Consider the following 13,713-nt stretch of genomic DNA (forward strand, 5'->3'; position numbering starts at 1 on the left):
AGATCCCCACATGAACGTCCTCGTCCTCGTCGGCAGCCTCCGCGAAGGCTCCACCAACCGCGCTCTCGCCGACGCCGCCGTCGCCCACCTGCCCGAGGGTGCGACCGCGACCGTCTTCGACCGTGGCGCCGAGCTGCCCCACTACTCCGAGGACCTCGACCTCGAGGGCCACCTGCCCGAGGTCGCGGTCGAGCTGCGCGAGGCCGTCGCCGCGGCGGACGGCCTGATCGTCGTCACCCCGGAGTACAACGGCACCCTCTCGAGCGTCGTCAAGAACACGATCGACTGGGCCTCCCGCCCCCGCGAGACGGCGGCCATCTCGGGCACCCCGGCCGTCGTCATGGCCGCCTCCGGCTCCCCCTACGCCGCCCAGTGGGCGCGCCAGGACGCCGTGCGCTGCCTCCAGGTCGCCGGTGCGGCGGTCGTCGAGGACACCTTCGGCGTCGGCTCCTCCTTCGAGGCCTTCGCCGACGGCCGACTCGTCGACGCGGAGGCGGACGCCGCCCTTCGCGCGCTCGTCGCCCGCCTGGCCCCGGTGCCCGCCGCCTGACGCGCGCACCCACCCGCCGAAGACCGCGCATCTCCCCGGGGAGATGCGCGGTCTTCGGCTTTCTTGCGCGCATTCGCCCGGGCGGATGCGCGTCGGGTGCATGAGGGGGCACCCCCGGGGACGAAGGGGGGAAGGCCAGATTGCACTTCGGCGACCAGAGTGCAAGACTGCACTTTGTGACCGAAAGTGCAATCACCCGTCGTAGCCGTCGCCGTGAGGCGATCATCGCCGCGGCCCAGCGGCTGTCGATCTCGTGCGGGTACTCCGGATTCACCGTCGAGGACCTCGCCGCAGCCGTCGGCGTCTCCCGGCGCACCCTCTTCAACCACGTCGCCTCCAAGGAGGAGGCCGTCCTCGGCGCGCTGCCCGTCCTCACCGACGAGCAGGCGCAGACGCTGCGCAGTGGCGGGCCGACGGGTGACCTCTTCGAGGACCTGCTCGAGACGGCGCTGCGGTGCCTGCGCGCCGACGAGGACGACCTCGAGGACTGGCAGCGGCTGCATGACGTCATCGAGCGCAATCCCGAGCTCATCCTGCGGGTCAAGGCCCACGTCGAGGAGCTCTACGAGCTGATCGTCGAGCACCTCAGCGCCCGCGACGGGGTCGACCCCGACCGGGCCCGCCTGGCCCTCACCCTCGTCGGCGGGCTCGTCCAGCGCTCCGTCGAGGAGTGCATCGCCGACCCGACCAAGGGGCCGTTGCGCCCCCGCATCCACACCAACCTCTCTCTCGCCCGGGAGATCCTCACCGCCCGGGGCTGACCCCCTCCACCCCGGCTCCACCTCCACCTGGCCCCGACGACGCGGCCGGCCCGCACGACGCACCACCACCCACCGAAAGGTCCCACCATGGCGCACGCCCTCTACCGGCTCGGCCGGCTCGCCCACCGGCGCTGGCCGGTCTTCCTCGTCGGCTGGCTCATCGTCCTCATCGGCATCGGCGCCGCCGCGGGCACGCTGTCCAAGCCGCTCAGCGACAAGTTCACCATCCCCGGCATCGAGTCCGAGCAGGCGCAGGAGCTGCAGCAGGAGCTCTTCCCCTCGACCCAGGACGCCTTCGACCAGGCCACCGGCACCGTCGTCATCCAGGCCCCGGAGGGCGAGAAGCTCTCCGACCCGGCCCACGCCAAGGCCATCGAGGCCCTGCTCGCCGACCTGCGCGAGGTGCCCCAGGCCGGTGACCCCGAGCAGTTCGTCAGCCCCGTCGCCGCGGCGCAGGGCATCGAGCAGCAGTACCTGGAGCAGGCCAAGGCCAACGGCCAGCCCGAGGCGGTCGCCAAGGCCAACGCCGCCGCGGTCTCCCCGCTCACCGAGGACGGGCGCACCGGCCTCGTGCAGTGGACCTTCGACGTCGACACCGTCACGGACGTCGAGCCCTCCACCCGCGACGCCGTCCACGAGGCCGTCGACGCCGCCGACACCGAGGACCTGACCGTCGAGGTGACCGGCACCGGCATGCAGGGCATGCCCGAGATGGGCATGACGAGTGAGCTCATCGGCGTCGCCGTCGCCCTCGTCGTCCTCGTGCTGACCTTCGGCTCGCTCGTCGCCGCGGGCCTGCCGATCCTCACCGCGCTCGTCGGCGTCGGCATCGGCATCACCGGCATCACCGCGTCGACCGCGATCTTCGACCTCGGCACGACGACCCCGATCCTCGCCTCGATGCTCGGCCTGGCCGTCGGCATCGACTACGCGCTGTTCATCCTCTCCCGCTTCCGCACCGAGCTGCGGCACACGAGCGACCGTGAGCACGCGATCGGCCTGGCCGTCGGCCGCGCCGGGTCCGCCGTCGTCTTCGCCGGCCTGACGGTCATCATCGCGCTCGTCGCGCTGGCCGTCGTCAACATCCCCTTCCTCACCGCGATGGGTCTCGCGGCCGCCGGCACCGTCCTGGCCGCCGTGCTCGTCGCGCTCACCCTGCTGCCCGCGATCCTCGGCGCCCTCGGCACGCGTGCCTTCGCCGGCCAGATCCGCAAGGACAAGGCGATCGACGAGGGCCAGCACGTCGACAACGGCGGCACCCGCTGGGCGCGCGCCATCGGCGCGCACCCGGTGGTCGCCGTGCTCGTCGCGGTGCTCGCCCTCGGCGCCCTGGCCATCCCGGCCAAGGACCTGCACCTCGCCCTGCCGAGCGACTCCACCGCTGCCGCCGGCACCTCGCAGCGCGATGCGGCCGACCTCATCGCCGACGGCTTCGGCCCCGGCCAGGAGGCCCGGATGATCGTCGTCGTCGACGGCCGCGACATCGAGGACCCGCGTCAGGCGCCCGCCGCCTACGGCGAGGTCGCCCAGTGGCTCGGTGGCCTCGACGGCGTCGCCAACGCGCAGGTCGTCGGCATGAACGAGGAGGGCACCGGCGCCCAGCTCATGGTCACCCCGACCACCGGCGCGGTCGACCCGGCGACGGAGGACCTGCTGCACACCATCCGTGACGGCATCCCCGCGCAGGAGGACTCGACCGGCACGACGATCGGCGTCACGGGCCTCACCGCGATCCAGACCGACGTGTCGGAGAAGCTCCAGGACGCCCTCGTCCCCTACCTCGCGGTCGTCGTGGGGCTGGCCTTCGTGCTCCTCATGCTCGTCTTCCGCTCGATCCTCGTGCCGCTCACGGCGACGCTCGGCTTCGTGCTCTCGACGCTCGCGACGATCGGCGCGACCGTGGCGATCTTCCAGGAGGGGGCCTTCGGCCTCGTCGACGGGGCGCCGCTCGTGAGCTTCCTGCCGATCCTGATGATCGGCATCGTCTTCGGGCTGGCGATGGACTACCAGGTCTTCCTCGTCACCCGGATGCGTGAGGCCTACATCCACGGCGACACCGCCCACGAGGCCGTCGTCGACGGGTTCCGCCACGGAGCCCGGGTGGTCACTGCCGCCGCGCTGATCATGATCTCGGTCTTCGCCGCTTTCATGCTCCAGGGCGACAACCTCATCAAGTCGATGGGCTTCGCGCTCGCCGTGGCCGTCCTGCTCGACGCCTTCGTCGTGCGAATGGTGCTCATCCCGGCCCTGATGTACCTGCTCGGCGACCGGGCCTGGGCGATGCCGCGCTGGCTCGACCGGACCCTGCCCAATGTCGACGTCGAGGGCGAGGCGCTCACCAAGCACACCTCCGCCTCCGACGCGCAGGAGGAGCTCGTCCCGGCGAGCTGACCCTCCCTTCGTCCCGGACCCGGGTGGCCTCCGCCGCCCGGGTCCCGGCGTACCCGGGCGGGGAGTCCTCCCCCTCGCGATCCCGCCATCGCGCCCTATGCTCGGATGCGGACGAAGGGGGAACATGACCGTCACCGATGGGAGGGAAGCCGGGCGCGTCCGCGAGATCGCGGCCCGGCTACGACCGTGACGCGCCGACTGGCCGTCCTTGCCCTCTCCGTCGCCCTCGCGGGGTGCGGCGCCGGCGACGTCGAGGTGCCACCCGAGACCCGGGCCGCGACCCCTCACACGGCGCAGACCCCGATGTCCGACGCGACGACCCTCAAGGAAAACCTCCCGACCGAGGTGGGCGGGGTGCGACTCATCGCCTTCAACATCCGGGCCGATGGGGCCGGCCTGCACCTTGGGGCCGACCAACGCACCATCAGGCTCGACGAGACGATCTCCGTCGACGGCACCGACTACACGGTCGCCGAGCTCGTGCCGTCCGACCCGGCCCGAGGCGACCACGCCAACGGCTGGGTCTCCCTCACCAGCCAGTAGACGGCATAGGATCACCGGACGAACCGCACGACTCGTCAGGGGAGCCCATGGAGCGCACACGGGTGGCCGTCATGGGGGCCGGCAGCGTCGGGTGCTACCTCGGGGGGTGGCTGGCCGCCGCCGCGGACGTCACCCTCATCGGCCGCGCACCCCTCATCGACGCCATCGAGCGCGACGGGCTGACCGTCACCGACCTGCGCGGTCGCAGCCGCACGGCGCGGCCCGACGGGCTGACCCTGGCGACCGACGCCAGCGCCGTCGTCGGCGCCGACTACGTGCTGCTCACGACCAAGACGCTCGGCACGGCGATGGCCGTGCGCCAGGTCGCGCCCTACCTGCAGCACGACTCGATCGTCATCTCCTTCCAGAACGGCCTGCGCAACGCGACCCAGATCGACGAGGCGCTCGCGGCGGCCTTCCCCAGCCGGGCCTCCCGCCCGCTCGTGCTCTCGGGGATGGTGCCCTTCAACGTCGTACGCACCGGCGAGACCCGCTGGGAGCAGGCGACGAGCGGGCACCTGGCGGTCAAGGACCACCCGCGCGTCGACCCCTTCACCCGTGTCGCGCAGGGTGGCGGGCTGCGGGTCGAGGTCGAGCCCGACATGAAGGCGGTGCTCTTCGGCAAGCTGCTGCTCAACCTCAACAACGCGGTCAACGCGCTCACCGGGCAGCCGCTCGCGGTGCAGCTGCGCGACCGTGACTGCCGCGTCGTGCTCGCTGCCTGCCAAGACGAGTCCCTCGCGCTGGCCCGGCGGCTCGGGGTCTCGCCGGCCCGGCTGACACCCCTGCCCGCGGCGGCGATGCCGGCACTGCTGCGCTCCCCCACCCCGGTCTTCGCCAACCTCGCCCGGGCGTCCCTCAAGGTGTCGCCGACCGCCCGCTCGTCGATGGCCGACGACCTCGACGCGGGGCGATCGACCGAGATCGACGAGCTGCAGGGCGCGATCGTCCACCTCGCCCGGGACCACGGGGTCCAGACCCCGGTGTGCGCCCGGATCGTCGAGCTCGTCCGCGAGGCCGAGCGCTCCGGCCCGGACCGGCACCGCTGGACCGGCGTGCAGCTGCGTCGCGCGGTGGGCCTGTGAGCACGCTCGCCGAGCTGTCGCTGCCGCGTGCCGTCGTGGTCATCGACACCGACCGCGCTGACGCCGCCCTCGCCGCGAGCGCCCTCGTCGCGGCCCTCGCGGAGACAGGCACCGCCGTCGGATCGCTGCGCCTCGGCGACGAGGGGCCGGTTGCCCGGCAGGCCCTGAGCGCCGCCGGCGGTGACCACGACGTGCTCGTCGCGCACGCTCCCGGGGGGCTGCTCGTGCCGCTCGACGCCCGGGGCGGGACGCTCGCGGACGTGGGCACCTCCCTTCGCTACAAGGGGGTCTCGACCGGCGCCGTCCTCGTCAGCTCGGGCGGTGACACGGCGTCCAACGCCCTCGCTCTGACGGCCGAGGCGCTCGCCCGACGCGAGCTGCCGGTCATCGGCGTGGTCCTCGTCCTCGCCGACGGACCAGGGGTCCCGGCGCTCGACCGGCTGGTCACCGCGGCCGGCGCGCCCGTACTCGCGGTGCTGTCGGCCGATGCAGACCCGACGTCGCCGGGCTCACAGGGTGCTCCCGGTTTTTTCCCCGAGACGTGGGGGACGATGGCCCCATGACGTACCGGATCACGGTGGTGTGCACCGGCAACATCTGCCGCTCGCCGATGGCCGAATGGGTCCTGCGCGAACGCTTCGACGCCGCCGGGCTGGGCGAGCAGGTCGAGATCGACTCCGCCGGAACGACGGCTTGGGAGGAGGGCAACCCCGCCGACGAGCGCACGGTCGCCGCGATGCAGCGTCACGGCCACACCGGCGACTACACGGTGCACCGGGCCCGGGTCTTCGACAAGCGGTGGTTCGACGACCGCGACCTCGTGCTCGCCGCCGACCACGGGCACTACACGGTGCTGCGGCGTCTGGCCGGTGTCTCCGAGGCCAAGGACCGCATCCGGATGATTCGATCCTTCGACCCCTCCGGCCTCAAGGGTGACGCCCTGTCGATCGATGACCCCTGGTACGGCGACGAAGGCTCCTTCGACCAGACCTACGACGAGATCACCGCGGCCGCCGACGGCATCGTCGAGTACGTGCGCGGCCGGCTCGACGGGACCGACGCGTGAGGCGTGTCTGCCTGGCCGCCGCTGCAGCGGCCCTCGCCCTCGCCGGATGCACCGATGCTGCACCCGGCTCCGACGACACCACGTCGTCCACGTCGTCCTCGTCGCCCGCGTCGACGCCGGACACGGCGGCCACCTCCTCGGGCAGTTCGACCGCGCCGAGCAGCACAGGGACATCGAGCACGAGTCCGTCCCCGAGCACGAGCAGCGCGGCGGCCGCGTCCACGAGCACATCGGCACGCGACGCGGACACGCCGTCCGTCGACTGCTCGGTCGTCACCCCCACGATGCTCAAGCAGTGGGCGGGCGTGAGCCCTGACGTGATGTCGGCCCAGGGCACCTGCCTCGTGGACCTGTCCAAGGAGAGCGACTCGGACGACCTCGACGACATCGAGTCGATCCGTGCCCACTGGGGCTTCCTGCCGACCGGCGGGACCGTCGAGGACTTCCTGCGCCAGGCGTGGGGCGCCGACGTGCCCGCGCCGACGCAACTCGCCGACGGCACCTCGGCCTATGTCCTGGACGACGTCTCCGATGGCGCCTACGAGGTCGCACTCGTCCTCGTCGAGCTCGACGACGACCGCATCCTGCGGATCGAGGTCGACCAGTTCCTCGGCAAGCGCACCCAGGACGAGGTCACGACCATCGCCACGAGCATCGCGCAGGCCTACACCTCCTGACCCGCACCCGCACGGGCAAGGGCCGCGACCCCACCGGGTCGCGGCCCTGCCTCGTGACGAAGGGGGGAATCAGGCCCCGTTGGTCGCGGTGAGACCCGCCTCCTGCGAGCAGACCGGCCAGGCGCCCGGGCCGCACCCTCTGCGCGATCTCGACCTGCTGGGCCGTGGTCGCCTGGTCACCCCCAGCGGACCGGCTGCCGGGCCGTCGCCACCGTAAGCACGACGGGGGCAGAGATCTCACATCGAGAACGGTCGAAGGTGGGGCCCGCCCCTTCGGGCCCCTCATGTCACGGGCTCGGACGGCGACGTCACCTCCCTTCGCCTGATGGGAGGATGTGCCCATGCAGAGCCTCGCTGACGCCACGCCCCAGATCGCCCTCGGCGCGCTCGACGGTCGCTACCGTCCCGCCGTCTCGCCGCTCATCGACCACCTGAGCGAGCCCGCGCTCAATCGGATGCGCGTGCACGTCGAGGTCGAGTGGCTCATCCACCTGACGACCCAGCAGGTCGTGCCGGGCGTGCGGACACTGACCGAGGACGAGCAGGCGGCACTGCGACAGGTCGTCGCGGACTTCGGCCCGGACGAGATCGCCGAGCTCGCCGCGACCGAAAAGGTCACCCAGCACGACGTCAAGGCCGTCGAGTACTTCCTCAAGGAGCGCCTGCGCAAGATCGCGCCGGCGCCGGAGGACGCGGGGCTGTCGGAGCTGATCCACTTCTGCTGCACGAGCGAGGACATCAACAACCTCGCCTACGCCCTCATGGTGCAGGGCGCCGTCGAGGAGGTCTGGCTGCCGCGTGCCGACGCTCTGGCCGAGGCCGTCGGCACGATGGCCGACGAGCTGCGCGAGGTGCCGCTGCTCGCGCACACGCACGGCCAACCGGCGACGCCGACGACGATGGGCAAGGAGCTCGCCGTCCTCGCGCACCGCCTGATGCGCCAGCTGCGACGGATTCAGGGCGACGAGTACCTCGGCAAGATCAACGGCGCGACGGGCACCTTCGGTGCGCACCTGGCCGCGGTGCCGGAGGCCGACTGGGTGGAGGTCTCGCGGACCTTTGTCGAGGGGCTGGGCCTGACGTGGAACCCGCTCACCACGCAGATCGAGTCGCACGACTGGCAGGCCGAGATCTACGCCGACATCGCGCGGTTCAACCGCGTGCTGCACAACCTGTGCACCGACGTGTGGACCTACATCTCCATGGGCTACTTCGCCCAGGTGCGCGGTCAGGGCACGGTCGGCTCCAGCACCATGCCGCACAAGGTCAACCCGATCCGCTTCGAAAACGCGGAGGCCAACCTCGAGGTGAGCAACGCCCTCCTCGACGTGCTGGCCTCGACGCTGGTCACCTCGCGCCTGCAGCGCGACCTCACTGACAGCTCGATGCAGCGCAACATCGGCACCGCGCTCGGCCACTCGCTGCTCGCGATCGACAACGTGGGCCGCGGCCTGGCCGGTCTCGACGCCGTGCCGGAGGCGATGGCCGCCGACCTCGACGCCAACTGGGAGGTGCTCGGCGAGCCGATCCAGTCGGTCATGCGGGCGCTCGGCGCCCAGGGCGTCGAGGGCATGGACGAGCCGTACGAGCGGCTCAAGGAGCTGACGCGCGGTCGGCGCATCGGCCAGCCGGAGCTCGTCGAGTTCGTCCGCGGGCTCGACCTGCCGGCGGAGGTCGAGGAGCGGGTCGCCGCGATGACCCCGTCGACGTACATCGGTATCGCCCCGCAGCTGGTCGACCTGCTCGACTGACGCCTCCGCCACCGTCCGCCCCGCGGTCGAGGTATCCCCGGTGGAGGTAGCAGCGGCGCTTGTGGAGGGTCGCAGTTGCCTCGACCGAGTGGTCGAGCACGACCGGGGCGAAGGGGGCACACCACCCACCAGCAAGGCCCGCGCGGGTCGAGGTACCAGCGGCCCTAGCGGAGGGTCGTCCCTACCTCCACCCGTTCGAAGGGGGGCAGCCCTCTCACCTCGAAGGAGCCTCAGCCCTCCCGCGTCGACGCACGTGCGACTGCGGCCTCGTCGTCGACGACCGCACCCTCGTCCGGCGCCATCGCCCCTGCCCATGGCCACCAGATGCGGTTGCCCAGGTCGGCGGCGATGGCCGGCACGAGGATCGAGCGGGTGACGATCGTGTCGAGCAGCACGCCGAAGGCGACGATGAAGGCGATCTGCGCGAGGAAGAGCAGCGGGATCACCCACAGCGCGCTGAAGGTCGCGGCGAGCACGACTCCGGCGCTCGTGATGACGCCACCGGTGACCGCAACCGCTCGCTTGATGCCCTGCCGCGTGCCCACCTGGAGCGACTCCTCCCTTGCCCGCGTCATGAGGAAGATCGAGTAGTCCACCGCGAGTGCGACGAGGAAGACGAAGCCGAGCACCGGCGTCGACGGGTCCGCCCCCGGCTGGTCGAGCACCTGGGTGAAGAGCACCGCCGAGACCCCGAGCGTCGCGGCGAAGGTCAGCACGTTGACCAGTACGAGCAGCACGGCCGCCGCGATCGAGCGCAGCAGCGCGATGAGGATGACCGTGACGACGAGCAGGATCGCCGGCACGACGACGCGGTAGTCACGCGTGCTCGCCTCGTCGGTGTCCACCGCGGTGGCCGTGGTGCCGCCGACGAGGATCTCGCTGTCGACCGCGTGCAGCTCGTCGCGCAGGTCGCGCACGACCTCGCGCGCCTCCTCCGACTCCGACCCCACGGTCAGCGTCGCCGAGAGCAGCGTCGACCCGGACCCGCTCGTCGACTCCTGCTGCTCGACACGCTCCGCGACGTCGGAGTGGCCCGTGAGCACTCCCTTCGCCTCATCGACCGAGGCGTCGGGCACGACGACCTGCACGGGTTGCTGGTCGCCGCCGTCGAAGTGCCGGTCGAGCACCCCCTGGCCGTCGACCGACTCGACCTGGGTCGTGAAGAACTGCGCCTGCGTGATGCCCGAGGTCGGGAAGGTCACGGCCGCCGCGGCCGCGACGACGAGCACCGCCGTCGTCACGATCCAGGTCAGGCGCGGGCGGGCCGTGACCCGCTCCGCGACCGCGGACCACAGCCGGTGCCGCGGCTGGGTGCCGCGCTTGGGGATCGCCGGCCAGAAGGCAGCCCGGCCGAGCAGGGCGAGCGCCGCGGGCAGCAGGGTGAGGGCGGCGACCATCGCGCCGAGGATGCCGAGGGCACCGACCGGCCCGAGGCCGGAGATGTTGCCCAGGTCCGACAGCAGCAGGCAGAGCAGGCCGGCGATGACCGTGCCGCCACTCGCCACGACCGGGCCGAGGGTCTGACGCCACGCCACCTTGAGAGCGGGCAGGGGGTCGCTCGAGTGCAGCTCCTCGCGGTAGCGCGCGACGAGCAGCAGCGCGTAGTCGGTCGCGGCCCCGACGACGAGGATGAAGAGGATGCCCTGGCTCTGCCCGGACAGCTGGATCCACTCCGCCTTCGCCATCGGGTAGATGACCAAGGCCGCGGCGGCCAGCCCGAAGATGCTCGTGAGGAGCACGACGAAGGGGAGCACCGGGCTGCGGTAGACGATGAGCAGGATGACGAGGACGACCGCGAGCGCCACGAGGAGCAGCAGCCCGTCGATGCCGGCGAAGGCCTCGCCGAGGTCGGCGGTGAACCCGGCCGGGCCGGTGACGTAGGCGGTCGCGCCAGCGACGTCCGGCCCGAGGCCCGCGCGCAGGTCCGTCACGAGCAGCTCGGAGATCGCGGTCTCGTCCACGGTCTCCCCCACGGCCTGCGCGTCGAGGCTGAGCACGGCGATCGCGGCCTGCCCGTCCTCGGACGGGATGACCGGGATCTGCGGCGCGGTCAGGTAGTCCCCCACCGTGCCGGGCACGTCCTGCACCTGCTCCTGCGGCAGCTGCTTGGCCCAGGTCTGCAGCTCACCGATCGCCTGCCGGTCGAGGTCGCCGTCGGACTCGACGGCGACGATGAGCGGCAGGGTCGCGTCGGCGTTGAAGTCGTCCAGCTGCTCGGCGACCCGCGTCGACTCCGCGCTCTGGGGCAGGAAGCTCGCCTGGTCGTTGTCCTGCACGCTCGTGAGCTGACCGACGAGCGGACCGCCGATGCCGGCGATCACGAACCACAGGAGGATCACGACTCCCGCGAGCACCCGCACGACAGTGGACGATCCGGTGAGCCTCATGAGTGGACGCTACCCCGGAGTCACCCCATCAACCGAGTGCCACGAGGGGGGGATCAGCGCGCCGCGTCGATGACCGCCTCCGCGGTCGCGGCGTAGCCCTCCTGCGTCGGGTGCACCCACTCCGGCAGCTGCCGTCCGGGCGCGAGGACCGGCACGAGCCAGGCCTGCGAGTTGTCGGGCGTCGTGCTCGGGTCGAGGCCGTGCGTCAGGCCGTCCCATGCGGGCTTGACGTCGACGAAGGTGTACCCGTGCGGGCCGGTGTCGGCGGCGTCGAGCTCGGCGACTCCCTTCGCCTGCAGCTCATCCCCGCGCGCCTGCATGGCGAAGAGCGCCGCCCCCGCGTCATAGGTCGGCGCGGCCTCGGGGATCGAGTAGCTCGCCGTGTTGAGCAGGTTGGGGTAGCCGACGAGGTGGACCTCGGCGTTGCCGCGCGAGCGGTCGTGGATCGCCTGCAGCGCTGCGGCGGTCCGGTCCCGCAGGTCCGGCAGCGCGGCGTCGGCCGCGGCGATCGTGCTCTCGCAGCCGGTGGCCGAGCGCAGCACCATGCACTGAAGCACGATGCCGCTGAAGTTCACGTCGTTGCCGCCGATCGTCAGGAAGACGGCGTCGGTCTCCTGGGTGACCGCGTCGATCTGCGGCGCCGCGGTCAGCTGGCACGAGACGGTGGCGGTGAGCTCCACGTTCCCTGAGGTCGCGGCGGTGGTCTCCCCCACGAAGCTCATCTCCCACGACAGGTCCGGCTGCGTCGTCTCGCCGCACAGCTGGTCCGCCTTCGCCCGGCGCAGCCACTTGTCCTGCTGGACCTGCGCGTTGCCCGCGACCCGATAGGTGGCGGTCCGCGTGGTGGGGGCCCCGAGCTGACGGGGCTGGGTGAGGTCGGCGACCCGGCCACCGCTGCACGCGGCGTTCACGTGCTCCGCACCGTCGTGCTCGGCGACGAGGGCGCCGTAGGTGTCCGGCGAGCGCCAGCACGTCGTCTCGGTGTAGGTGCCCGCGCCGTTGCCCGCGGTGTAGGAGTCCCCGAGGCTCACGTACTGGAGCGGCGGCGCCGAGGTCGCGGGTGGGGCGGTCAGCCCCACCCCGGCCGCGACGGCGGCCACGGCGGTGGCGATGGACAGACGGCGGCGACGTGCGCGCATGGCTTCCCTCCCGTGCCGCTCTCCGTCGAGCGGCGTATCGGTCGAGGCTAGTCCTCGGGCGACGCCCGCGGGGACGAAGGGGGTCATCTCCCTTCGTCCCAATGCCGTGATCACCGCATGGCAGTGACCAGAGCCAGGGCGCTCGCGCCCCATCCGGCGGCGCTCGGGTGGACCCACTCGTAGTACGACGTCCTGGTCCTCGCCGCTCTCGGCGCCGCCGTCGGCGTGCTCCTGCGCTCACGTCTGGTGCTGTTGAACCACCGACTGGACGACGAGCGGGAGCTGGGGCGACCCCCTTCGTCGTGGGTGGTTCCGGTGACCGCACTGCTCACCGCCGGCCTGTGGTGGGCCACCGCCCCCGACCACTCCCCCGTCGTCCCCGCGGTCCACGTCCTCGCCGGCTGCACGATGGTCGTGCTCGGCTTCATCGACCTCGACGTGCACCGCCTGCCCGACCGCATCCAACTGCCCGCATACCCGACTCTCGCAACGCTGCTCGCGATCTGCAGCCTCGTCGAGAGCGAGTGGACCCCCTTCGTCCGGGCGCTGGTCGCCGGGGTCGCGCTCTTCGTCCTCTACCTCGTCCTGGCGCTGCTGCCGGGGGGCGGGATCGGCTTCGGCGACGTCAAGCTCGCCGGGCTACTCGGCATGCTCCTCGGCTGGCACTCGTGGACGCACGTCCTGCAGGGGACCATGGCGACCTTCCTCATCGGTGGAGTGGTCGCGGTGGCGCTGCTCGCGTTGCGGCGCAAGGGCGCTCGTGACGAGTTCGCCTACGGCCCACCCATGCTCGTCGGTGCCGCAGGGGCGATCATCGTCCCGCCGCTGCTCGCCCTGCTGTGAGCCGGATCAGGCCAGACGCACGAGCGCGCCCGGGTCCTCCTGCGGCAGCTCGCCCTCGACGAGCTGGGCCGTGACGACCTGACGGTTGAAGGTCATCAACCCACCGCGGGTGGTGAGGAAGGCGGTGTCCGCCGCGTCGCGCCCGGTGGCGATCCGGACCATCGCTTCGCGCGGCGCCAGGCCGGTCGCGTCGACGATGTGCCACGCGTCGTCGACCCAGGCCTCGGCGACGGCGTGGAAGTCCATCGGCCGCAGGCCGGGCGCGTACACCGACACCAGTCGCGCGGGCGTCCCCAGCGCGCGCAGCAGGGCGACGACGACGTGCGCGAAGTCCCGGCACACCCCCGACGCCTGCAGGATCGAGTCGACCGCACCGTCGGTGCCGCGGCTCGACCCGGAGATGTAGGCCATGTGCGTGTTGACCCACTGGGTCACCGCGCGCACCCGCTCGATGCCCGTCTGGTCGGGGAAGAGCTGGGCGGCCATCGGCGCCAGCCGGTCCGACTCCGCGTACCGGCTC

At 72.2% G+C, this 13,713-nt stretch carries 14 protein-coding genes; 11 read left to right on the plus strand and 3 right to left on the minus strand.

From position 1 onward, the window contains the following. Positions 1 to 10 precede the first annotated feature (10 nt). The 10 genes from JAN01S_RS11645 (at position 11) to purB (ending at position 8,824) form a co-directional block, all read left to right on the plus strand. Positions 11 to 550, plus strand: coding sequence for an NADPH-dependent FMN reductase (locus JAN01S_RS11645; protein ID WP_068318401.1), 540 nt, complete (start codon positions 11 to 13; stop codon positions 548 to 550). A gap of 176 nt (positions 551 to 726) precedes the next feature. Further along, the gene (locus tag JAN01S_RS11650) at positions 727 to 1,311 is read left to right on the plus strand and encodes a TetR/AcrR family transcriptional regulator (RefSeq protein ID WP_068318404.1); all 585 of its coding nucleotides are present in this window, start codon (positions 727 to 729) and stop codon (positions 1,309 to 1,311) included. 87 nt (positions 1,312 to 1,398) lie between these two features. Next, the gene (locus JAN01S_RS11655; RefSeq protein WP_068318408.1) at positions 1,399 to 3,702 is read left to right on the plus strand and encodes an MMPL family transporter; all 2,304 of its coding nucleotides are present in this window, start codon (positions 1,399 to 1,401) and stop codon (positions 3,700 to 3,702) included. Positions 3,703 to 3,888: 186 nt separating this feature from the next. Then, positions 3,889 to 4,245 carry a hypothetical protein gene (locus JAN01S_RS11660; RefSeq protein WP_068318411.1) on the plus strand — a complete coding sequence of 119 codons (357 nt, stop codon included), beginning with the start codon at positions 3,889 to 3,891 and terminating at the stop codon, positions 4,243 to 4,245. 47 nt (positions 4,246 to 4,292) lie between these two features. Then, a complete protein-coding gene (locus JAN01S_RS11665) occupies positions 4,293 to 5,330 on the plus strand; it encodes a 2-dehydropantoate 2-reductase (protein WP_068318413.1) in 1,038 nt (345 codons plus the stop codon). Further along, positions 5,327 to 5,893 carry an AAA family ATPase gene (locus JAN01S_RS11670; protein ID WP_068318415.1) on the plus strand — a complete coding sequence of 189 codons (567 nt, stop codon included), beginning with the start codon at positions 5,327 to 5,329 and terminating at the stop codon, positions 5,891 to 5,893. Before JAN01S_RS11665 ends, JAN01S_RS11670 begins: the two co-directional genes overlap by 4 nt. Further along, positions 5,890 to 6,396 carry a low molecular weight protein-tyrosine-phosphatase gene (locus JAN01S_RS11675; protein ID WP_068318418.1) on the plus strand — a complete coding sequence of 169 codons (507 nt, stop codon included), beginning with the start codon at positions 5,890 to 5,892 and terminating at the stop codon, positions 6,394 to 6,396. Before JAN01S_RS11670 ends, JAN01S_RS11675 begins: the two co-directional genes overlap by 4 nt. 46 nt (positions 6,397 to 6,442) lie before the next feature. Further along, positions 6,443 to 6,712 carry a hypothetical protein gene (locus tag JAN01S_RS11680; RefSeq protein WP_068318420.1) on the plus strand — a complete coding sequence of 90 codons (270 nt, stop codon included), beginning with the start codon at positions 6,443 to 6,445 and terminating at the stop codon, positions 6,710 to 6,712. After that, complete coding sequence (locus JAN01S_RS11685; RefSeq protein ID WP_157075715.1) at positions 6,702 to 7,073, plus strand: hypothetical protein; 372 nt, start codon at positions 6,702 to 6,704, stop codon at positions 7,071 to 7,073. Before JAN01S_RS11680 ends, JAN01S_RS11685 begins: the two co-directional genes overlap by 11 nt. Before the next feature lie 341 nt (positions 7,074 to 7,414). Then, a complete protein-coding gene (gene purB, locus JAN01S_RS11690) occupies positions 7,415 to 8,824 on the plus strand; it encodes an adenylosuccinate lyase (protein ID WP_068318426.1) in 1,410 nt (469 codons plus the stop codon). Between the two features lie 230 nt (positions 8,825 to 9,054). Here purB and JAN01S_RS11695 read toward each other — a convergent pair whose 3' ends face one another. Both JAN01S_RS11695 and JAN01S_RS11700 read right to left on the minus strand, forming a co-directional pair. After that, entirely contained in the window at positions 9,055 to 11,211 is a 2,157-nt protein-coding gene (locus tag JAN01S_RS11695; protein ID WP_068318428.1) for an MMPL family transporter, read from the minus strand. 53 nt (positions 11,212 to 11,264) lie between these two features. Next, entirely contained in the window at positions 11,265 to 12,350 is a 1,086-nt protein-coding gene (locus JAN01S_RS11700) for an SGNH/GDSL hydrolase family protein (protein ID WP_084360204.1), read from the minus strand. A gap of 252 nt (positions 12,351 to 12,602) precedes the next feature. Between JAN01S_RS11700 and JAN01S_RS11705 the strand changes: the two genes are divergently transcribed. Then, positions 12,603 to 13,193, plus strand: coding sequence for a prepilin peptidase (locus JAN01S_RS11705; protein WP_157075716.1), 591 nt, complete (start codon positions 12,603 to 12,605; stop codon positions 13,191 to 13,193). A gap of 6 nt (positions 13,194 to 13,199) precedes the next feature. Here the strand turns inward: JAN01S_RS11705 and JAN01S_RS11710 are convergent. After that, positions 13,200 to 13,713, minus strand: a 514-nt coding sequence (locus tag JAN01S_RS11710; RefSeq protein WP_169797220.1) for a transglutaminase-like domain-containing protein, incomplete at its 5' end; no start/stop codon positions are given.

It is taken from the genome of Janibacter anophelis NBRC 107843 (assembly GCF_001570945.1).
Classification (GTDB): domain Bacteria; phylum Actinomycetota; class Actinomycetes; order Actinomycetales; family Dermatophilaceae; genus Janibacter; species Janibacter anophelis.